Here is a 21524-nt window from a genome sequence, read left to right as displayed (position 1 = left end):
CAGGTCAAAAAAGGGGTTAGAAACTGCTCTGGATCTTCAGGCCGCCGATCAGGGCGCCATCGACCTGCGACACCCCGCCCGGGTGGCGGATGTACTGCAGGTTGGGGCGTACCGTGAGCCAGTCGGCCAAATGGATGCCGTAGTACAGCTCGGCGCTGTACTCGGTGTCCTGCACTGGCAGGAAGCCTGGGTTGTCGTAGTCGTAGAGGCCGGCGGCCTGGTTGGCCAGGCGGGCGTTCTTGCGATAGGCAGGGTTGACGTGCACGCGGGCCAGGGCGAAACCGATGTCGTCCTTGGCGCGGGCATTGAAGGGCCCTTTGTATACCAGTCCTGCCTGCACATAGTTGTCGATGGCATTGGTCTTTTTGTCATGCACCGTGGCGTTGGCGAACACGCTCAAGCCGCGCGACTGGTCGGACGCCAGCGAGGTGACCTGCTGCTGGGCGCCGATCCACAAGCCGTGCTTGCTCGAGCTGCTGCGGTAGGCGGCGCCGCTGAGGGCGGCCGGCTGACCGTTGCTGTCCTTGAGAACATCTTGTGCCTTGGCATTACTGTAGTAGTAGCCGGCACGATATTCCCCTTTCAAACCTTGGATACGTGGGGTCCATACCAGTTCGAACGGCATTACCGCACCTTGGGTGCCGCTGCCGCTGAGCTTGAAACCATTGCCAGATTCGAGGTTGGAAGGGTTCTGCTCGAAGACGCCGACTTGTGCGTACAGCTCTGGGGAAAGGTTGTAGCGCACGCGCAGGGCCCACTGGCTGACTGGCCAGTTGTACCAGATGCCACCCACCCAGTTGCCCACCTGCGAGCCGCAGAAGGCCAGGTTCTGGAAGTCGCAAGGGAAGCTGTTGAAGTCTTCGCCTTCACCGAAGCGGCCGAATTTCACATCCAGCGCACCATCGAAGTACTTCTGCTTGATCCACATCTGCGTCAGCCGCCAGGTTTCGCCTCGGCCCCAGACTTCCTGGGCGGAGGTGAAGCCGCCGACACGCGGGTCGTTGATGCGGTCGTTGCTGATGTTGTCGCCGTGGCGCTCGGTGATGGTCAGCTGGAGTTCGGTGTCGTGCCAGCCGAGGATCTTGTCCAGGTCCAGGTGGCTGCCAAAGGTGAACTGGTCACTGTAGCGCGCGGTGCGGTCGTGGTCGTAGCCGCCGTGCAGGTTGCTGCCCATCTCGCCGGTGTAACCAAGGGTGAAGTCGTAGCCTTTTTCCAGCAGTTCGCTGCGGGTTCCATCCCAGTCGCCGAGCATCCACGGAGAGTCGCTGGCGAACATTTCGCTGGCGCTGGCGGGGGTTGCCAAGGCACTGAGGGCGAGGCCGATGTAACAGGTTTTAGGCAGTTGGAGCATGAGATAGCGCTATCTTTTGATTATTGAAAAAACGGCAAGCGCATCGAAGGGCGGGCCCCTCAATGGATATGGCGACAAGAGTGTTCGATGAAGCGTTTCAGCTTGCGGCGGGGAGGATATAGGGGAAGCTGTAAGAAAAAAAGACAAATTGTCGCAGATGATTGTTGCTGAACGGGCAACAGTCGAGGTCGGTAGGGGAGTGGGCAGCCGGTGAACCCGGCACAGAGATCGCATAAGGGCTGACAGGTGTTGGCCACAAGATTTGCAGCGCCTGGGGGATCGAGCGCCGCCCGCGCGGCGCGCATCGCGAGCTGGCGCTCGCTCCTACGTTTGTTTCGGGCCAGTAACGCCTGTGCCAGGCGCGCGCGACCGCCTTGTTCGTACGACGCGATATCGAGCCATGCGCCAAAGCGTTCGCGTGCATATCCCGCAGGAATGATTGGCCCGAAACAAACGTAGGAGCGAGCGCCAGCTCGCGATGCGCGCCGCGCGGGCGGCGCTCGATCTCACAGGCGCTGAAGATGCTGTGACGAGCACTTGGCAACCCTGATGCAATCGCCAGGAACCATAGAATCTCCCACACCCATCTTCGTCGCGTCTGGTTCAGAAGGTCGTACGCAACCCCACTTCCACACTGCGCCCCGGCGCCGGCGCGATATCGCGCAGGATCGAACTGGCATAGCGCACGGTCTGGTCGGTCAGGTTTTCGCCGCGCACAAACGCCAGCCACTGGCTCTGGCCAACGTCGAAGCGGTAGCCAACGCTGGCCCCCAGCGTGGTGTAGCCATCGGTACTGGTTTCGTTGGCGGGTTTGCGGTGCTGCGATGCTGCATGTTGCACATCTACTCGCGCCTGCCAGCGGTCCAGCTCCCAGACCAGGCCGCTGTTCAGGCGCAGCGGCGCGATACGGGGCAGTGGCTCGCCACTGTCGAGGTTCTTGGCCCGGGTATAGTCACCGGACAACTCCAGTGCGAAGCTGCCGTAACGGTTTTCGGCCAGTTGCCAGCGGTCCTGGGCCTCGATGCCATAGAAGCGCGCTCGCACGCCTTGGTACTGGTATTCCGGGAAGCCCTCATGATCATGATCGTGATCGTGGTCATCCTCGTCATGGTCATGCCCGCCCTCGCGGGTGTTGCCGGTACCGATCAGGCCGATGTAGTTGCGGAAGTGGTTGTAGAACACCCCGACACTGCCTTTATGGGTGCCATTGTCGAAGCGTAGCGCCAGGTCGGCGGAAATGGCCTTTTCCTTGTTCAAACTGGCGTCGCCGACTTCAAAGGCGCCGGTGGCCACGTGCGCGCCATTGGCGTACAGCTCGTAAAAGGTCGGGGCACGCTCGGTGTAGCCGAGGTTGGCCGCCAGCGACCAGATGGGGTCGAGCTGGTACACCGCGCCTGAAGACAGGCTGAAGGCGTTGAAGCTGCTGGCGCTGTCTGCGTCGACGAAGTTCTCGTTGCCCTTGGCGTCAGGATCTACGCGGGTGTGCTCCATGCGCGCACCCAGGCTCAGGTTCAGGCGCTCGCTGGCTTGCCACTGCTCGAGCATGAACAGTGCCACGCTGTCGGTATCAGTATGCGGGACGAAGGCTTCCTCGCCGAGGGCCGAGAACTCGTTACGGCTGACTTGTGCCCCAATGATCCCTTCCACTGGTCCGAGTGGTTGGTGGCGGGCTTCAATACGCGCTTCGTAGCCTTTGTTCTTGAAGGTGGTATGGACTTCGCCTTCTTCGATTTCTTTGTGCTCGTAGTCGGTGTAACCGGCATCTACCTTGACTGAGCTGAACGGGCCGTCGAGGTCGCGCAATTCGGAGGCGAAGGCGTAGTGGTCCTGTTTCATGTCCAGGCGCACGCCGGACTCGGCCACCGAGCCATAGTTGCTGTCGTAGCCGCTGTACGAGAGGCCGGCGTAGCCGTGGTCCCAGTGGTAGGCACCACCGATTGCGCCGCCGTCCTGGCGACCGTCGCTGTTTTCCAGGCGGTGTTTGCTGCCGGGCTCGTCGGCATCGCGCACTTTGGCGCTGCGGGCGTAGCCAGGGATGCGCAGATCGTTGAACTGGCGGCTGTTGGCATCCAGGTGCAGGGCGAAGGCACCGTTACCGGCCTCCAGCTTGCCGGCACTGCTGCGGGTGGTGTCGGCGCCGCCGTAACGCAGTTCACCGGCACCGTGGATGCCCTCGATGGGCGAGTCCGGGATGCGGTTGTCGAAGGTGTTGACCACGCCGCCGATGGCGTTACCGCCATACAGCAAGGCGGCCGGGCCACGGACGATTTCGACGCGATCGACCGTTACCGGGTCCAGGGGCACGGCGTGGTCATAGGACAGCGACGAGGCATCCAGGGCGCCGACGCCATTGCGCAGGATGCGGATACGGTCGCCATCCAGGCCGCGGATCACCGGGCGGCTGGCGCCAGGGCCAAACCAGGTAGAAGCGACGCCGGGCTGCTTGTTCAGGGTTTCACCCAGGCTGCCGTGCTGTTGTTGCAGCAGGTTCTCGCCTTCGAGCACGGTGCTGGGGGCGGCCAGTTGGCGGTTACCCAACGGGTTGGCGGTGATGACCTGTGGTTCGAGCTCTACGGCCTGGCTGGGGGATGCAGCCAGCCAGAGTGCGACGGCAAGGGGGGAGAGGCGAAGCGGTGTGTACAGCATGGGGATGGGGCGTTCCTTGGCAGATGCTTTTTAGTGTTACAACATAACATAACTATTTCATCACAGAGGTTTTGTCTCTGACCAGCGATTTTTCTGTCGACTCGACTGATCCCTCCCACCACTACACTCGTGTAAGGTGCGCATCTTTCCTACGGAGCACAGCATGAGCACGGCCCAACACAACGCGCTGCACGGCAAGACCCTTGAACAGATCCTCACCGAGCTGGTGGCGCATTACCAATGGCCTGGCCTGGCCGAGCGTATCGATGTGCGCTGCTTCAAGAGCAACCCGACCATCAAGTCGAGCCTGACGTTCCTGCGCAAAACACCATGGGCGCGGGAAAAGGTCGAACAGTTGTACGTGAAGCTGCAGCGCCAGGCCTGACATGTCGCGTCGCCCTTGGCTGACCGGTATGGCTGTGCTGGGCTGGTTCGGCCTTGCCGTGCAGGTGAACCTGGTGCTGCTGGCGCGTTGGCAGGAACAGGCCAGCCTGATTGGCGGCCTGATCAATGTGTTCGGCTACTTCACCGTGCTGACCAATACCCTGGTGGCGACGGTGCTCAGCTATGCCGCGTTCGGTCGGGAAGGTCGTGGCAAACGCTTTTTCCTGTCGCCTTCAGTCAGCACTGCTGTGGCCGCCAGTATCGTACTGGTGGCGCTGGCCTACAGCGTGCTGCTGCGTCATTTGTGGCAACCACAGGGTTGGCAATGGCTGGCGGACGAGTTGCTGCACGACGTAATGCCGGTGCTGTATGCCTTGTATTGGTGGTGCGAGGTGCCCAAGGGCAGTTTGCGGCTATGGCATTTGCTGGTGTGGGCGCTGTACCCGGCGGTCTACTTTGGTTATGCGCTGTGGCGGGGGAGCGAGATTGGCGTGTATGCCTATCCGTTTATCGATGTGGCGAGCCTGGGGTATGGGCAGGTGATGCTCAATGCGCTCGGGGTGCTGGCGGGTTTCTGGGGGATAGGGCTGGTGTTGCTTGGGCTGGATCGGTGGCGGGGGCTGCACAGGCTGGCTTGACCTGTGCCGGCCTCTTCGCGGGCAAGCCCGCTCCCGCAGAGAATTCACAAGCCCAGGGGCTGTGGTAATCGCTGTGGAAGCGGGAGACTCGCGGCCTGGGTGTCAGCAGCAGGGCACAAGACTTCTGATATCCCCAAATGGCCTGGGCCGCGATGGCGTCTTAGTGCTTCTTCCCTTGCATGCTCGAAACCCATTGCTCGCTGCGACTATGCCCACTGGTCCTCAACACGCCCAGGTCCAGCGCATTTTCGCCATCCGCCGCCATTTTGCTTTTGGCTATCTCGGCGATTGCCGTGCCCAGGTCCACCGGTGAGTTCGACGCATCCAGCGACAGATCACGGCGATAGTCATTACCGCTCAGCGTTTCCTGGGTGACCGAGTTGGCGTCGAGCCTCACGTCACCCTTGGCCGACTGCAAGCGTGCCCCCACCAGATGAGCGTTGCCACCGACCTGCAGGTCGATGCCGTCGCTGCTTTTCAGCGTGGTCTGACGCGTCACGTTGTCGCGCTGTGCATGCGACACGTCGAGGCTGACGGTTGGCGAGAACCCTGGGTCTGCCTTGCTCAGGGCCGAACCGGCCGTTTTCTCGACCTTGCCTCCCAGCGGGCCAGCCACCGATTTGGCCGCGTTGACATAGCCCTGCGGGTTTTTCTCCTGGCTCAGCCTGACATCGCCCTTCACGCTCAGGGTGTCGACGCTGTCCTTGAGGCTGGCGATGCGCAGGTCACCGTCGATTGTGCCGCCAATATGCCCTGCATCCAGGGTGGCACTCTCGATGCGGGTATCGCCACGGCTTTGCAGGTTGATGCGCTCGGCGCGCAGGTCACTGGTATTCCAGGTGAGGTTGTCGCGCTTGTCGAGCTCAACCTTGAGCCGGCCATGCAAGCCGCGGGTGTCCAGCGCGCCCTTGGCCATGTTGAAACCGGCGCCGGCCGAGATGTCGAGGTCGTCGCGTCGCTCCTGACTGGAAGAGGCTTCAACCAGCATGCCGCCATTCGAGGCGTCGAGGGTTATCTGTTCGGCCGAGGCCTGCAGGCCTTGCAGGTGCAGGGCGATGTCCTCGCGGGCGCTGCTGCTCAGGGTCAGTGTGCCGTTGCTGGCAAACTGGGCATCGACCGCCTGCCGTGCTTGTTCGTCTTGCTTGCCGTGGCTGAAGTGGCCGCCGATGGCTCCCCCCTTGGTCTGGCCCGCCTTGGCCGCCAGCTCCATGCCTCCACCCAGGTTGCTGCCTGCGGCTTGCTGGGTATTGCTGGCCGCCTTGACCTGCAACTGGCCGCCACTTTGCACCTGTATGTCGGCGGCCTTGGCCTCGCGGCTACCAATGCGCGTGCCTTCGAGCAACAGGTCGCCTGTGCTGGTCAGCGTTATCTCGCCCTTGGCGTCGATTTGTGCCACTTGTGCCTTGCCCTGCGTGCTCAGCTTTTGGCCATGGTCCAGATACCCCCGGCCATCGACACCGGTGCTGCCCGGGCGGTTGCCGACTTTGGCCCAGGCATTGCCATCGAGCTGGCGTGACTGTTGTTCGGCCTGGTCGGTCGCCTGGGGTAAGGCCAGCGACCCGGCACTGTGCATGACCACGCTGCCTTCACCGCCATCGATGCGGGCCCCTTCGTAGCGGCCATCGCTGCCCAGCTGTACCTGGATACCCTGTTGCCCGTAAAGGCTGCCGGGTACGGCGGTACTGGCAATATCCTTTTTATCCAGCGACCCTCCTTTGCCGGCGGCGCGTACATTCAAGTCCTCGCCGGTGCTGGTGTCCAGGCGCGCGTCGCCACCATAGGCCAGGCGTTGAACGGTGGTTTCCTGGGTATTTTCGGCGGCGCTCACCTGGTGCTGCTGCGCTTCGATTTTCAGCGAGCCGGCATTGGCCCGCCAGGCTGTGCCCTGGTCGGCCAGTGTGTCAGCCTTGACCTCGACCTTTGCTGCGGACAACTCGCTGACCTGAGCAATGCCACGGCGCTGGTTTTCCAGGCGCTTGAGGTGTTCAACCGTCATGTCGGCCCCCACGCTGGGCGGCGCCATGGCGTCTTCGGGCGAGGCTTGCTGGAAGCGCGGGGCTTCCTCACCCAGCACCAGGCGCTCGATAGGGCGGGTCAGGTCGCGGTATTCGATGCTGGCGCCCAGGCTACCCGACCAGTCGTCACGGCTTTGTTCATGTTCATGGGTATCCTGCACCGCACGGTTGTCGATGCGTTCGGCGTTCACCTGCAGGGTGTTGCCGGCCTCGACGTGCGCGGCCTCGGTGAGCAGTGCATCACTGCGCAATTTCAGATCGCCGCTGGCCTGCAACGCGCTGCGCTGCACCTTGCTTTCGCGTTCGGCTTGCACCCCGCGGTTGTGATGGCCTTCGAACAAACTGCCCAGGCGGTCGATGCCACCGGTTACCGTCAGCCCGCCACCACTTTCGGTGGTGCTGGTGGCTGTGTCACGGTCATTGCGGGTCGCCCCCAGTGTCACTTCCCGCGCCTGCACATCGAGGTCGCCGACAGTGGCTTGGGCCTTGCTGCCGTTGACCTGCAGGTGCGCGCCGCTGCTCATGCCCACCGAGGCGCCTTTGAGCTCACTGGCAACCTGGGTGGTCGCGCGCTGCTTGGCGGTGGTGGTAACGACCTCATAGGCCACGCCAGCCGCGTACTGGCGGGACTCCGGCTTGCCATCCTCGGCTTCCTGGGTCTGTCTGGCGCTGGCCGTGAAACCGCGTTGTTGGTCGCGGGTTTCGCGTTCATCGACCGATTGCGCACTGCCAATCAGCAGGTCGCCTTTGGCTTCGACTTGCAGATGCTTGCCTGCTTCGACCTTGGCGCCCTGGATGCGCATCTCTTCGGCGCTGGCCAGGCGCAGGTTGCTGGTCGAGCTGACGTCGCTGACCAGTACCTGCTGTTTGCGGTCCGTGCTTTCGTGCTTGCTGCCGATCAGGCCGAACAGCTTACTGTCGCTGGTGCGCTGGGTGGAGGTCGTGCTGCCATGGTCTGCCTCGATGGCCAGCGAACCGTTATCGCTGTAGAGCACCGCGTCCTGTTTGCCGAACACGGTGCTGCCTTTGATGGCAACCTGGTCGGCTCTCACTGTGAGCTCGCCATCGCTGGTTACCGTGCTGCCCGCGACGACCTGGCCCTTGGTGTCGTTACCTTTTCGATCGCCAAAGAATGTACCGGATACCAGGTCGCCTCGGTAGTCGCGTTGGGTACCGTGTTCCTGCAAGGTGGTGGTGCCGATGTCTGCCTGTTTTGCCTGGATAGCCAGATCGCCGCGGCTGTGCAGGCTGCTGCCCTGCACGTTGAGGTTGTCGCTTGCCTTTATCGACATGTGCCCGGCGCTCAGGGTACTGCCCTTTGCGGTTTCCTTGAGCTGGTCGCTATCGCTGTCACCGCGCCATAAGTCCTTGCGATGACGCACCTGCTGTTCGATGCGCTTGCTGTCGATGCCGGCGATGATGTCCAGGCCGGCACCGCTGTCTAGCGTCAGCTCGTTACCGGCGTCCAGCTTCGCTGCGGTCATGCGCATGTCGTCGCCGGACTGCAACAGCACGCTGTCGGTGCCCAGCAATTGACTGCCCTGTTGCTGCTGGTGGGTGGTGGTGGTTTTGCTGTTGTAGGTTTCGCGGGTGACGAACCAGAACTTCTTGTTCCAGCTGTCACTGTCGTGCTTGATGTGCTCGATTGTCTTGGCGTCCAGTGTGAGCTTCTTGCCCGCCCGTGCTTCGATTCGCTGGGCCTGGCCGTCGACCGTTTCAAGCATCAGGTCATCGGCAGCGGTGAGTTTCAGTAGGCCACGCTCGCTGCGCAGCTCGGTCGGGCGGTCGCCAGTGCCGCTGACATGCAGGCCCCCGGCCGAGCTGATGTCGACCCCCTCGGCGCCCAGAATCTGTGAGGCCCCCACACGCACACCCGCGCCTTCGGCAGTACTTACCACACGGATACGCCCGGCGCGCATGGCGCCGAACAGGCTGGCGTCAATGCTCGAAGAGGGGCTGGGCAGGTGTTCGACCACCTCGCCGTTGCGGCTGTCGATACGGTTGCGGCCGACGGTGATGTCGAGCGTTTCGCGGGCCATGAGCAGGCCTTTGCTGTCTACGCGCGGTGCGATCAGTTCGAGCGCGCCACCGGCATTGTCCTGACCACGCTCCAATACCTGCAGGGTGCCGCTGGCAGTGAGCGTATCGAGGTACCTGAGCTGCTGCTCCTCGAATTGTGGGGTGCCCACCACGAAGCCCGCGCGGGTGGTGTTGATGAAACTGCCGCCGTTGAGGGTGATGCCATTGGGGTTGGCCAGGATGTAGTCGGCCGGGCGCCCGAAGATTTCCTGTGGCCCCTCGATCAGCGAGGCGTTGCGGCTGACCACTTCGTTAAGAATGGTCGAGGCGGCCTGGCCCTGAAACTGCGGGTTGGCCGCCAGGGCACCGGCCAGTTGCGATTGCCCGGCTGCGGTGGCGTTGTTCAGCACCAGGCCTGGGGTGCCAACGTTGTAGTCGATGAACTGGTTATGTGACAGCCCCCTGGCGTTGGGCGGCACGATGTCGATGACCGGTACCCCGTGGCCGTTGTGGATGACCGGGGTACCCCCGGGGCCGCTGGCTGCTTCCAGCCCGGTCTGAGCCAGTGCGGCACTGGGCCCGAACACAGCGAAGAAGATTGCCCAGCGCAAGGTATCCGGGCGAACAGGCGGTAACTGCGAGAGTGTTTGCATTTTCTCGTTCTCTTTGTTGTGGGTGAATCAGATGTTCAGGGTCCAGTCCAGTACCCAGAAGCCGGGCTCCAGCCGCGGGCGGGGCAGGTCGCTGGTGTACAGGGCGCGTTGGTAGTCCAGGCGCAGGCGGCTGCCGGGCAGGCTCAGTTCCAACCCTGCGGCGGCCCCGGCCAGGCGCTGCGACGGTTTGCCTTCGGCGGTACGAACCCAGCCCTGGTCCAGGCCGATGTAGGGGCGTATTTCGAAGGGGTGGGCCCAGGTCAGTGGCAGCGCTTGGCTGAACGTATTGCGCCAGACAGCGCTGCTGGCACCGGAGTAAGTGCGCAGACGAAAGCCGCGGACAGCCGAATCGTCGCTGACCAGCAGTTGTTCGACGGCAGGCAACGGGTCGCGGCTGTACTGCAGGGCCAGCTCGCTCTGCCAGCGCCAAGGTTTGGGTGCCGGGCCCTGACGCAGGTGCAGCAGGTTGGCGCGGTATTTGCGAAAGTCCGGGCGCAGGCGTTGAGCACCCAACGGCGAACGGTCGGCACCCAATGCGTCAATGCCTTGGGCAACGCCGAAGTAGCCGTTCCACAAGCCACTTTCGAGCCACAGCAGGTTGATGCCGGCCTCTACCGTGGTCAGCGTCGGGCTCTGCTGGACGATAACCGCGCCAGCGGTGCGGTTGACCAGTTGTTTGCGGTCCAGTCGGGCGCTGGCGCTGAGCATGCCTTGCTGGTTGCGCCACAATACCCGCTCGATACTCAGGCCCTGATAGCTGCTGCTGCCGTCGGCAGCCTTGTCGCTGTAGGGGAGGGGGGCTTGATAACTTAGCTGGCTGGCGCTGAGGGCAAAGGTCCAGGCGCCGTAGGGGATGCTGTAGTACAGCGATATGCCTTGGCTTTGGCCGGGCGTATCGAGCACCGTGCTGGTCAACGACAGGCGCAGCTCATCATTGAGGCCAAGCGGGCTGTCCAGGCCAACGCCGAGGGAGATGCGGTGGCGGCCGGTCAGCTCGCTGCCACGGTTGTCGAAGCGGCTGTCCAGGTGCCAGCGTGAACCAACCTTGCCTGGCTGCACGACCACGCGGGTGCCGCCCTGCAGTTCGCCGGGCAGCAAGGTGGCGCCCAGTTCATAGGCGCGTAGGCGGTTGAGCTGGTCCAGGCCTTGCTCAAGGTCGGGCAGGTACAGTGGCTGCCCAAGCAGGCCTGGGAAGGCATTGGAGAGAGACAGGGGCAGGTCGGGGCCTGCCAGTTCGATGGTTTCGACAAAGCCTTCGACAATGACGATGTCCAACGGCATGCCCTCTGCTGGGGGCTGCCGCAGGTAGGGGCGGCTGGTTGGGTAGCCGGCTTGTACATAACGTTGGGTGATGGCTTTGAGCAGCCGGTTGATGTCGGCGATGCCCATGCAGGCAGGTGTGAAAGCACGGAGGGTCGGCGCCAGTGCCGAGTTCGAAAGCCGGTGCATGCCCGCCACGCGCACGCCATCGACTGCCCAGCAGCGATCGTCGTGCGGGCGGCGGGAAGTGGTGGTGTTGGTCGCTTCAACCGGGGCGGGTATACGCTGCCAGCGTTCCAGCCGCTGCTGTTGCTCCAGCTGCCGCAGCCCCTGCTGTTGATCGCGCAGCTGCTGGCTGGCAGGGTCGTCGGCCAGCACCTGGGGAATGGACAGCAAGCCAGAAAGGCAACCGGCCGACAGCCAATGGGCAATGCGGTGAATCAGGCACGGCATTGAAGCACCCCGCAAATGATGTACGGTTTTCGTACTCGTCTGCGTGGATGCTAAAAATTAAGTCACCCGCCTGGATGCAGTACCCTGCCTAAGCACCTGTAAGGCAGGTTCTCGCAAAACGGTGGGAAGGTTCCTACAACCGTTACCGGAAGGCCCTATATCAAGGCCGGATCTCGATCAGCGTTCCATCCCGCACCAAATTCCATACTTCCTGCATGTCGCGGTTGCGCATGGCAATGCAACCATCCGTCCAGTCCAGGGTATGGAAGTACCATTCCGGGTACTCATCGTTGATCGGCGTGCCGTGAATCATGATCATGCTGCCGGCATTCACCCCTGCCCGGGTCGCGCGGGCGGCATCGCTGATGTTCGGGTAATTGATGTGCATGGCCAGGTTGAAGCGGTCGCTTTGCTTGCGCCAGTCCAGCCAGTACAAGCCCTCAGGGGTTTTCTTGTCGCCTTCGCGTTCCTTGGCGCCCTTGGGCTGCTTGCCCAGCGAGATGCGGTAGGTTTTCAGCGGCTCGCCACGGCTGATCAGCTGCAAGCGGCGCTCGGACTTGATCACCAGCACCTTGTCGATCAACGGTTGCATGGCTTGCTGCGAAGGCGATGGGGTTTGCGCTGCCGGCGCGGGCTTGCGGATGATGGTTTCGGTGAAGGCCGCCTGGGACACCGAGGTAACGCAAAGGCAGAAAAGGGCAAGCAACCAGCGCATGTAACAGTATCCCTGAAGGCTTTTAGGTGTGTGGCGAAACGTTCATCGGCGGCAGGTATTCATGGCCAATGGGGTAGTGCTGGCCGATGCGGTCGCGATAGTAGCATTCTAGTGTGCGAGTGACGGTGCGGAAAGCCAGCTCGTCCCACGGTATCTCATGTTCTTCGAACAGGCGCACCTCCAGGCTTTCGACCCCGACGGCAAAGTCCAGGTCCGCCAACTCGGCGCGGAAGAACACATGCACCTGGCTGATGTGTGGTAGATCGAACAGCTGATACAGGGACGTCGGCCCGACCCGGGCGCAGGCTTCCTCGACGGTTTCGCGACGTGCGGCCTGGTCGAGGGTTTCGCCGTTTTCCATGAAACCGGCGGGCAGGGTCCAGAAGCCCCGGCGCGGTTCGATGGCGCGGCGGCACAGCAACACCTGGCTGCCCCAGGTTGGCAGCACGCCGGCCACGATGTTGGGGTTCTGATAGTGGATGGTCTGGCAAGAGCCGCAGACGTACCGCAGGCGGCTGTCGCCCTCGGGGATCTGCTGAGTGACCGGTTGGCCGCACGCGCTGCAGAATTTCATGTGTGGTTCCTTATGTTCAAGGCTATCTTGGCGCGGCCACCGTGCCGCCGCAAGCGCTGGGGCTTGGGTGCTTCACGGCTTTGGTGCATCATGCAACACAGGACCTGGATACGAGCGTGCGCAATGCTGGACGAGCTACTTCGCCGAATGAGCAACCACCAACCCGCATCACTGGAAACCGACAGACGGTTCCCCGAAGCGGCGGTCCTCTTGCCCATTACCCGCAGCGAAGCGCCCGAGCTGGTCTTGACCCTGCGCGCCAAGGGGCTGTCTACCCACGGTGGTGAAGTGGCCTTTCCCGGTGGCCGTCGGGACCCGGAAGACCCGGACCTGGTGTTTACTGCCCTGCGCGAGGCTGAAGAAGAAATCGGCCTGCCTCCTGGCCTGGTGGAGGTGATTGGCCCGCTCAGCCCGCTGATTTCGCTACATGGCCTGAAAGTGACGCCATTCGTCGGGCTTATTCCCGACTTCGTCGAATATCGCGCCAATGATGCCGAGATTGCGGCAGTGTTCACCGTGCCGCTGGAGTTTTTCCGCCAGGACCCGCGCGACCATACCCACCGTATCGATTACCAGGGCCGTAGCTGGTTCGTGCCAAGCTATCGTTATGGCGAATACAAGATCTGGGGTTTGTCGGCGATCATGATCGTCGAGCTGGTCAACCTGCTGTTCGATGCCGGTATCAGCCTGCATCAGCCGCCGGAGCGTTACATCGAAAATTGAGCGGGGCCTACCCCGCCGTCTGCGTCGCAGCCTGAGGAGCAAGCATGAAATATCGCCTGGGCGACCTGCGGGTCGAGAGCCACCCCACCAGTTGGGCCGCACCCAACGCCACGCTCATTGGCCGCGTGCGCCTGCAAGCCAATGCCAGTGTGTGGTTTGGGGCGGTGTTGCGCGGGGATAACGAGCTGATCGATATCGGCGAAGGCAGCAACGTGCAGGATGGCACGGTGATGCACACTGACATGGGCTCGCCCCTGACGTTGGGCAAGGGCGTAACCGTCGGCCACAACGCCATGTTGCATGGCTGCACGGTGGGCGACTTCAGCCTGGTCGGTATCAACGCCGTAATCCTCAATGGTGCGCGCATCGGCAAACACTGCATCATCGGCGCCAACGCACTGATTGCCGAGGGCAAGGAAATCCCGGATGGTTCGCTGGTGATGGGCTCGCCGGGCAAGGTGGTACGCGAACTGACCGAGCAGCAGAAGCGCATGCTTGAAGCCAGTGCCGCACATTACGTGCACAATGCCCAGCGCTATGCGCGGGATCTGGTGGTTGATGATGAGTGAAGTGGTCGAGCGGCCGGTGGCTTCGCCGTGTGTGAGTATTTGTGCGCTGGACGAGCAGGATATCTGCACCGGCTGCCAGCGTACCGTGGCGGAGATTGGTCGCTGGGGGCGGATGGACAATGATGAGCGTCGGGCGGTGCTCAAGCGTTGCCATGAACGGGCGGTAGAAGCCGGCCTCATTTTGCAGGCCTGACGCGAACCTGTGGGGGCGGGCGTGCCGGCGAACACCGGCGAAGCCGGAGCCATGCACCGCAGTGGCAGCTTCGCGGGCATGCCCGCTCCCACAGGTACAGCGTCAGCCTTTCGGGCCTCACAACATCTGTGGGAGCGGGTTTACCCGCGAACGGCCCAGCGGTAATCTGTACGGCTTGCCCACAGACTGCCCGCCATGTTCTATCTGATTGCCTACATCAGCAGCGTAGTGCTGATCAACTACGCCTTCTCAAGTGCCCCGCACCTGGACATCATCTGGTCCGCCTGGGGCGGCCTGGTGTTTATCCTGCGTGACATGGTGCAGACCCGCTTCGGTCATGGCGCCCTGTTCGCCATGCTGGTGGCTCTGGTGCTGTCCTATGTCACTTCGGAGCCTGCGATCGCGCTGGCCAGCGCCAGCGCATTTTTCATCTCCGAGCTGATCGACTGGCTGGTGTTCAGCATCACCCGTCGGCCCCTGCGCGACCGCCTGTGGCTCAGCTCGGCGTTGAGCATCCCGGTGGATACCTTCATTTTCTTCGGCATGATCGGCGCTCTGACCCCGGTAGTGATCGGCACCGCGATGGCCTCGAAGTTCGCCGGTGTAACGGCGGTGTGGCTGGCCATGGCATTTCGCGCACGGCGGGCCGCCGTCGCCGGTTGATGGTGTAGAATAGCGGTCCTTTTTCAGCGGGTGGCGCCTAGTCTGGCGCGGCCCCGGATGCCTTCGAGGACCTGAAATGACCCGTATCGGAACCCCATTGTCGCCTACCGCGACCCGTGTACTGCTCTGCGGCTGTGGCGAGCTGGGCAAGGAAGTGGTAATCGAGCTGCAGCGCCTGGGCGTCGAAGTAATCGCCGTCGACCGTTACGCCAATGCTCCGGCAATGCAGGTGGCGCACCGCAGCCATGTGATCAACATGCTTGATGGCGTTGCCCTGCGCGCGGTAATCGAAGCCGAGAAGCCGCACTACATCGTTCCGGAAATCGAAGCCATCGCCACCGCCACCCTGGTCGAGCTGGAAAACGAAGGTTTTACCGTGGTGCCGACCGCCCGCGCCACCCAGTTGACCATGAACCGCGAAGGCATCCGCCGCCTGGCTGCCGAAGAGCTGGACCTGCCAACCTCGCCGTACCACTTCGCCGACACCTATGAAGACTACGCCAAGGCCGTAGCCGACCTGGGTTACCCGTGCGTGGTCAAACCGGTGATGAGCTCGTCGGGCAAGGGCCAGAGCCTGCTGCGCAGCGATGCTGACCTGCAGAAGTCGTGGGACTATGCCCAGGAAGGCGGTCGCGCTGGCAAGGGTCGGGTGATCGTCGAGGGTTTCATCGACTTCGAATATGAAATCACCCTGCTGACCGTGCGCCACGTGGGCGGCACCACCTTCCTCGAGCCCGTCGGCCACCGTCAGGAGAAGGGCGATTACCAGGAGTCCTGGCAGCCACAGGCCATGAGCCCGAAGGCGCTGGCCGAATCGCAGCGCGTGGCCAAGGCGGTCACCGATGCCCTCGGCGGTCGCGGCCTGTTTGGTGTGGAGCTGTTCGTGAAGGGCGACCAGGTGTGGTTCAGCGAAGTGTCGCCGCGCCCGCATGACACGGGGCTGGTCACCCTGATTTCCCAGGACCTGTCGCAATTCGCCCTGCATGCCCGCGCCATTCTCGGCCTGCCGATTCCGGTGGTGCGTCAGTTCGGTCCGTCGGCCTCGGCAGTGATCTTGCCCGAAGGCCAGTCCCAACAGACCAGCTTCGCCAACCTGGGCGCAGCGCTGAGCGAGCCGGATACCGCCATTCGCCTGTTCGGCAAGCCGGAAATCAACGGTACCCGTCGCATGGGTGTGTGCCTGGCGCGTGACGAATCGGTCGAACTGGCGCGGGTCAAGGCGACGCGTGCAGCTCAGGCGGTCAAGGTCGAGTTCTGATCCGAGAGTGCTGGGGCCGCAAAGCGGCCCCAGTCGCTTACAGCGCGGTATTGCGCGTCTCTTTCAGGCACAGCACGGCAATCAGGCTGATCACCGCCGCCACCGACACATAACCCCCCACCCAGCTCAACCCGCCCATGCTCACCAGCTTCTGGGCAAAGAACGGAGCCGCCGAGGCGCCGACGATACCGCCCAGGTTATACGCCGCCGAGGCCCCGGTATAACGTACGTGAGTCGGGAACAGCTCTGGCAGCAGTGCCCCCATCGGCGCAAAGGTCACGCCCATCAGGAACAGCTCGATGGCCAGGAACAGCGCCACGCCCGTGGTCGATCCCGAGGTCAGCAGTGGCTCCATGGTAAAGCCCGAAGCTATCGCCAGCAGGCCGCCGACGATCAGTACCGGCTTACGCCCGTAACGGTCACTGAGCCAGGCTGACAACGGTGTGGCCAGTGCCATGAACACCACCGCGAAGCACAGCAGGCCAAGGAACGTTTCGCGGCTGTAGCCCAGTGTGGTCACGCCGTAGCTCAGCGAGAACACCGTGGAAATGTAGAACAGCGCATAGCACACCACCATGGCCGCAGCGCCCAGCAGGGTTGGCAGCCAGTATTTCGAGAACAGGTCGACCACCGGCATTTTCACCCGCTCGTGGCGGGCAACGGCCTTGGCGAACACCGGGCTCTCTTCGAGCTTCAGGCGCACGTACAGGCCAACCAGTACCAGGGCGGCGCTGAGCAGGAACGGAATACGCCAGCCCCACTCGCGGAACTGCTCGTCGCTGAGCACCAGCGCCAGGGTCAGGAACAGGCCGTTGGCAGCCAGGAAGCCGATTGAAGGGCCCAACTGCGGGAACATGCCAAACCAGGCACGTTTGCCTTCCGGAGCGTTCTCGGTAGCCAGCAAGGCCGCGCCACCCCATTCGCCACCCAGGCCCAGGCCTTGGCCAAAACGCAGCAGGCAGAGAATGATCGGCGCCCACACGCCAATGCTGTCATAGCCCGGCAGCACGCCAATGGCGGTAGTGGATACGCCCATCAGCAGCAGCGAGGCGACCAGCGTCGACTTGCGGCCGATGCGGTCGCCAAAATGGCCGAACAACGCCGAGCCCAGTGGGCGGGCGAGGAAGGCGATACCGAAGGTGAGGAAGGCGGCCAGCATTTGCGCGGTGCCCGACCCGGACGGGAAGAACACCGGGCCGATCACCAAGGCGGCGGCGGTGGCGTAGACGTAGAAATCATAGAACTCGATGGCCGTGCCGATGAAGCTGGCGGTGGCTACCCGCGCAGGCGAGTTGACTGGCGCGGCGGGTGCTTGGGCGTAAGTGCTGCTTGTCATTGAATAGGTCCCTGACAGTCTGGTCCGGCTCCATGGGCTTGGCCCGCGATGGCATGCCATGTAAATGGCACGGTTACGCGGACGCCGGAGCGTATTGTTGTGTGCGCCCGACTGACGATAGCCCAAGGGGGGGTAGGGGCGGGGCGGGTACTGTTCGGGGGTGTTGACGCAGGACCGCAAGGCATATCAGTGGAGCGGACTGGCCGTGGAGCGCCGGGTGCGGGTAGCAGGCGTGACGGCGGGGCTGGGTAAGCGCGACCCGAGTATAGCTATCGGGTCACGGTCCACACCAGTACCTTGCTGGCGCAATTGTCCTCTGTTTCAAGGATTTCCAGGCGATAACGGCCTATCTTCAGGCAAACAGCGCTTTCCGGGATGCTTTCCAGCGCTTCGGTAACCAGCCCGTTGAGGGTTTTCGGCCCGCCGTCGCAGGGCAGGTGCCAGCCCAGGGTGCGGTTGATTTCGCGTAACGAAGCGGTGCCATCGATGACGAAGGTGCCATCGGGCTGCGGGTGCACATGCGGGTTGTCCAGGCTCTGTTCGTCCTCGAACTCACCGACGATCTCTTCGAGAATGTCTTCCAGGGTGACGATACCCAGTACTTCGCCGTACTCGTCCACGACCACGCCCAAGCGGCGTTGCTGCTTGTGGAAGTTCAACAACTGCATTTGCAGGGGCGTGCTTTCCGGTACGAAATAGGGTTCGTAGCAGGCGCCGTGCAGCGCTTCGAGGGTCAGCTCGGCCTTGGGCAGCAGGTGACTGATCAGCTTGGTGTTGAGAATCGCTTCGACTTGGTTGATGTCGTTGTGGTAGACCGGCAGGCGGGTGTGGCGGCTGGCGATCAGTTGCTCGATGATGCGTTCGATCGGCTCGTCGAGGTTGATACCATCCACTTCGTTGCGCGGCACCAGGATGTCGTTGACGGTGATCTTGTCCAGCGACTGCAGGCCGTCGAGCATGCCATGGCGAGGCGCTTCGTGCTGTTCATCCTCATCGAAGTCGTCGGCATCCTGCGCGTGCAGGGCCACCGCCGTGGGCTGTGCCCGGAACGGGCGCAGAATCAGCTTGGCGGCGCCGTCCAGCAGGCAGGCCAGTGGCTGCAGCAGGGCGAGGGGCACTTTCAGCAGGCTGGCACCAAGGCTCACGAACGCCTGCGGGTTACGCCGGGCCAGGCGTCGTGGCAGGTATTCGGCAAACACCAGCAAGGCGAGGGTGGCGGCCATGCCAGCCAGCCAGAAGCCGTGCTCGCCACTCTGGCGCTGGCCGACCAGGCAGGCCAGCCCCAGTACCAGCAGCTTGCCCAGGCTGGCGCACAGCACCAAGGCCTGGGCTGGCAGCACGGGCTGGCCGTCTTCGCCGGCGCGCAGTGCGCCATTGAGCTGCAGGCGGGCAGCATCCACAGCGGTGAACAGCGCTGACCACAAAAGGGCCAGTGCCAGAGTGCCGAATAGCGGTGCGTACGGCAGGGTGTTCATGGGCGGCCGTCAGATATGCAAGATGAATTCGCGAACCAGCTTGCTGCCAAAATAGGCCAGCATCAGCAGGCAGAAACCGGCCAGCGTCCAGCGGATGGCCATGTGGCCCCGCCAGCCCAGGCGGGTGCGGCCCCACAGCAGCACACTGAACACCACCCAGGCGACACAGGCCAGCAAGGTCTTGTGCACCAGGTGCTGGGCGAACAGGTTGTCGAGGAACAGCCAGCCGGAGATCAGCGACAGCGACAGCAGGCACCAGCCGGCCCAGAGGAAGCCGAACAGCAGGCTTTCCATGGTTTGCAGCGGCGGGAAGTTGCGGATCAGCCCGGACGGGTGCTTGTTCTTCAACTGGTGGTCCTGCAGCAGCAGCAGCAGCGACTGGAACACCGCGATGGTGAACAGCCCGTAGGCCAGGATCGACAGCAGGATATGCGCAAGGATGCCGGGTTCTTCGTTGATCAGCGGTACCGTACCGGGTGGCGCGAACTGGGCCATCAGCGCGGTCACCGCACCCAGCGGGAACAGCAGCACCAGCAGGTTTTCCACGGGTATGCGCAGGCAGGCCAGCAGGGTCAGGGAGATGACTGCCACGGCGATCAGGCTGGCGGCGCTGAAGAAGTCCAGGCTCAGGCCCAGCGGGGTGATCAGCTGGAAGAACAGCGCACCGGCCTGGGCCAGGACCGCGATGACACCCAGCAGGCCAAGCAGGCGCTTGTCGGCCTTGCGGCCCTGAGACAGGTATGAGCCCTGGTAGATGGCCGCCGCTATATATAAGCCGGCAGCGATCAGGTTGGGGATGAGGCTTGGAGAGGAGACCATAAGTCCTGGGTGGCGAGCCTTAAAGAGACGGAGTTTGGCATAGATTCTGCCGCTCTAGGAAGACTGAAGGGTTGTGTCAGGGCATTCGCGGGCACGCCCGCTCCCACAGGTATGGCGCAGGCCTGCAAGCAGTGAGGATCCTGTGGGAGCGGGCGCGCCCGCGAAGAGGCCAGCACAGGCACCGAATATCTACCAAGGTGTGCGTCGCCGCTGCACTTCGCTATAATCGCCGCCTTGCTGTGCCCGGCGGGTGTGTATTTCCCCCCTGGCACCTGACAAACCTCGGCTTTACTGGGCCTGAAAGGATCACCATGTTCGAAAACCTGACCGACCGCCTGTCACAGACGCTGCGCCATGTCACCGGCAAGGCCAAGCTGACCGAAGACAATATCAAGGAAACGCTGCGCGAAGTGCGCATGGCCCTGCTCGAGGCCGACGTTGCCCTGCCGGTAGTCAAGGATTTCGTCAACAGCGTCAAGGATCGTGCAGTCGGTACCGAGGTGTCGCGCAGCCTGACCCCGGGCCAGGCCTTCGTGAAGATCGTCCAGGCCGAGCTGGAAAGCCTGATGGGCGCGGCCAACGAAGACCTCGCACTGAACGCCGCCCCACCTGCTGTCGTGCTGATGGCGGGCCTGCAGGGCGCCGGTAAGACCACCACCGCCGGCAAGCTGGCGCGCTTCCTTAAAGAGCGCAAGAAAAAGAGTGTGATGGTGGTGTCTGCCGACGTTTATCGCCCGGCGGCGATCAAACAGTTGGAAACACTGGCCAACGATATTGGCGTCACCTTCTTCCCGTCCGATATCAGCCAGAAACCGGTGGCCATCGCCGAGGCCGCCATCCGTGAAGCCAAGCTGAAGTTCATCGACGTGGTCATCGTCGACACCGCCGGCCGTCTGCACATCGACGCCGACATGATGGACGAGATCAAGGCGCTGCACGCGGCCGTCAAACCGATCGAGACGCTGTTCGTGGTCGACGCCATGACCGGCCAGGACGCTGCCAACACCGCCAAGGCGTTTGGCGAGGCGCTGCCGCTGACCGGTGTGGTACTGACCAAGGTCGACGGTGATGCCCGTGGCGGTGCCGCGCTGTCGGTACGTGCAATCACCGGCAAGCCGATCAAGTTCATCGGTATGGGTGAGAAGACCGAGGCCCTCGAGCCGTTCCACCCCGACCGCGTCGCTTCGCGCATCCTCGGCATGGGCGACGTGCTCAGTCTGATCGAGCAGGCCGAGCAGACCATCGACAAGGCCAAGGCCGACAAGCTGGCCAAGAAGCTGAAGAAGGGCAAGGGCTTCGACCTCGAAGACTTCCGCGACCAGTTGCAGCAAATGAAGAACATGGGCGGCCTCGGCGGCCTGATGGACAAGCTGCCGAGCATCGGCGGGGTCAACCTGTCGCAAATGGGCAACGCCCAGGGCGCGGCCGAAAAGCAGTTCAAGCAGATGGAAGCGATCATCAACTCCATGACCCCGGCCGAGCGCCGCGACCCTGACCTGATCAGCGGTTCGCGCAAGCGCCGTATTGCGTTGGGTTCCGGTACCCAGGTGCAGGATATCGGCCGGCTGATCAAGCAGCACAAGCAGATGCAGAAGATGATGAAGAAGTTTTCTGCCAAAGGCGGCATGGCCAAGATGATGCGCGGCCTCGGTGGGATGCTGCCAGGTGGCGGCATGCCGAAGCTGTAACCCCTGATTCGGGTGCCTGCCTTTTATCGGACAAGCGCCCAGAACCCCCGCTGTAGCGGGGCAACGGCCGCGTATTTCGCGGCGCAACCGGC

The 21524-nt window shown here is 63.1% G+C and carries 17 protein-coding genes; 8 read left to right on the top strand and 9 right to left on the bottom strand.

The annotated features are described in order from the left end of the window. Window positions 1-16 precede the first annotated feature (16 nt). Window positions 17-1351, bottom strand: a complete 1335-nt coding sequence (locus GST84_20970) for a porin (protein XGB14670.1) — start codon at window positions 1349-1351, stop codon at window positions 17-19. 603 nt (window positions 1352-1954) lie between these two features. Then, window positions 1955-3997, bottom strand: a complete 2043-nt coding sequence (locus tag GST84_20965; GenBank protein XGB14669.1) for a TonB-dependent receptor — start codon at window positions 3995-3997, stop codon at window positions 1955-1957. Between the two features lie 163 nt (window positions 3998-4160). Between GST84_20965 and GST84_20960 the strand changes: the two genes are divergently transcribed. Together GST84_20960 and GST84_20955 are read left to right on the top strand one after the other, a co-directional pair. After that, a complete protein-coding gene (locus GST84_20960) occupies window positions 4161-4382 on the top strand; it encodes a DNA-binding protein VF530 (protein XGB14668.1) in 222 nt (73 codons plus the stop codon). Window position 4383: 1 nt separating this feature from the next. Continuing rightward, window positions 4384-5019 carry a hypothetical protein gene (locus tag GST84_20955; GenBank protein ID XGB14667.1) on the top strand — a complete coding sequence of 212 codons (636 nt, stop codon included), beginning with the start codon at window positions 4384-4386 and terminating at the stop codon, window positions 5017-5019. A 160-nt stretch (window positions 5020-5179) separates the two neighbouring features. On the opposite strand, the gene GST84_20950 is transcribed toward GST84_20955, so the two are convergent. From GST84_20950 to GST84_20935, 4 genes are all read right to left on the bottom strand, one after another. Then, window positions 5180-9706, bottom strand: a complete 4527-nt coding sequence (locus tag GST84_20950) for a filamentous hemagglutinin N-terminal domain-containing protein (GenBank protein ID XGB14666.1) — start codon at window positions 9704-9706, stop codon at window positions 5180-5182. 27 nt (window positions 9707-9733) lie between these two features. Continuing rightward, entirely contained in the window at window positions 9734-11419 is a 1686-nt protein-coding gene (locus tag GST84_20945; GenBank protein ID XGB14665.1) for a ShlB/FhaC/HecB family hemolysin secretion/activation protein, read from the bottom strand. A 160-nt stretch (window positions 11420-11579) separates the two neighbouring features. Then, window positions 11580-12134 carry a L,D-transpeptidase family protein gene (locus GST84_20940; GenBank protein ID XGB14664.1) on the bottom strand — a complete coding sequence of 185 codons (555 nt, stop codon included), beginning with the start codon at window positions 12132-12134 and terminating at the stop codon, window positions 11580-11582. 22 nt (window positions 12135-12156) lie between these two features. After that, the gene (locus GST84_20935) at window positions 12157-12708 is read right to left on the bottom strand and encodes an NUDIX domain-containing protein (protein XGB14663.1); all 552 of its coding nucleotides are present in this window, start codon (window positions 12706-12708) and stop codon (window positions 12157-12159) included. Between the two features lie 123 nt (window positions 12709-12831). Here GST84_20935 and GST84_20930 point away from each other — a divergent pair, with 123 nt between their 5' ends. The 5 genes from GST84_20930 to purT all read left to right on the top strand — a co-directional run bounded on the left by GST84_20930 (window position 12832) and on the right by purT (window position 16114). Continuing rightward, window positions 12832-13431 (top strand): CoA pyrophosphatase, encoded by a 600-nt coding sequence (locus tag GST84_20930; protein XGB14662.1) that lies wholly within the window; start codon window positions 12832-12834, stop codon window positions 13429-13431. 44 nt (window positions 13432-13475) lie between these two features. Beyond that, window positions 13476-14000, top strand: a complete 525-nt coding sequence (locus GST84_20925; protein XGB14661.1) for a gamma carbonic anhydrase family protein — start codon at window positions 13476-13478, stop codon at window positions 13998-14000. After that, a complete protein-coding gene (locus GST84_20920; protein XGB14660.1) occupies window positions 13990-14193 on the top strand; it encodes a DUF1289 domain-containing protein in 204 nt (67 codons plus the stop codon). Before GST84_20925 ends, GST84_20920 begins: the two co-directional genes overlap by 11 nt. Window positions 14194-14388: 195 nt before the next feature. Beyond that, window positions 14389-14856 carry a preQ0 transporter gene (locus tag GST84_20915; GenBank protein XGB14659.1) on the top strand — a complete coding sequence of 156 codons (468 nt, stop codon included), beginning with the start codon at window positions 14389-14391 and terminating at the stop codon, window positions 14854-14856. A 76-nt stretch (window positions 14857-14932) separates the two neighbouring features. Then, the gene (gene purT / locus GST84_20910; protein ID XGB14658.1) at window positions 14933-16114 is read left to right on the top strand and encodes a formate-dependent phosphoribosylglycinamide formyltransferase; all 1182 of its coding nucleotides are present in this window, start codon (window positions 14933-14935) and stop codon (window positions 16112-16114) included. Between the two features lie 37 nt (window positions 16115-16151). Here the strand turns inward: purT and GST84_20905 are convergent, their stop codons facing one another. The 3 genes from GST84_20905 to GST84_20895 all read right to left on the bottom strand — a co-directional run bounded on the left by GST84_20905 (window position 16152) and on the right by GST84_20895 (window position 19744). Next, window positions 16152-17450 carry an MFS transporter gene (locus GST84_20905; GenBank protein XGB14657.1) on the bottom strand — a complete coding sequence of 433 codons (1299 nt, stop codon included), beginning with the start codon at window positions 17448-17450 and terminating at the stop codon, window positions 16152-16154. A 269-nt stretch (window positions 17451-17719) separates the two neighbouring features. Continuing rightward, window positions 17720-18925, bottom strand: a complete 1206-nt coding sequence (locus GST84_20900) for a CBS domain-containing protein (protein XGB14656.1) — start codon at window positions 18923-18925, stop codon at window positions 17720-17722. A 9-nt stretch (window positions 18926-18934) separates the two neighbouring features. Beyond that, window positions 18935-19744, bottom strand: coding sequence for an inner membrane protein YpjD (locus GST84_20895; protein ID XGB14655.1), 810 nt, complete (start codon window positions 19742-19744; stop codon window positions 18935-18937). A gap of 311 nt (window positions 19745-20055) precedes the next feature. Here GST84_20895 and GST84_20890 point away from each other — a divergent pair, with 311 nt between their 5' ends. Continuing rightward, a complete protein-coding gene (locus tag GST84_20890) occupies window positions 20056-21432 on the top strand; it encodes a signal recognition particle protein (GenBank protein ID XGB14654.1) in 1377 nt (458 codons plus the stop codon). Window positions 21433-21524: the final 92 nt, after the last annotated feature.

It is taken from the genome of Pseudomonas putida, assembly GCA_041879295.1.
GTDB classification, from domain to species: Bacteria; Pseudomonadota; Gammaproteobacteria; order Pseudomonadales; family Pseudomonadaceae; genus Aquipseudomonas; species Aquipseudomonas putida_Y.
Note: the sequence above shows the minus strand (reverse complement) of the source record. Positions and strands in the feature narration are given on the sequence as shown.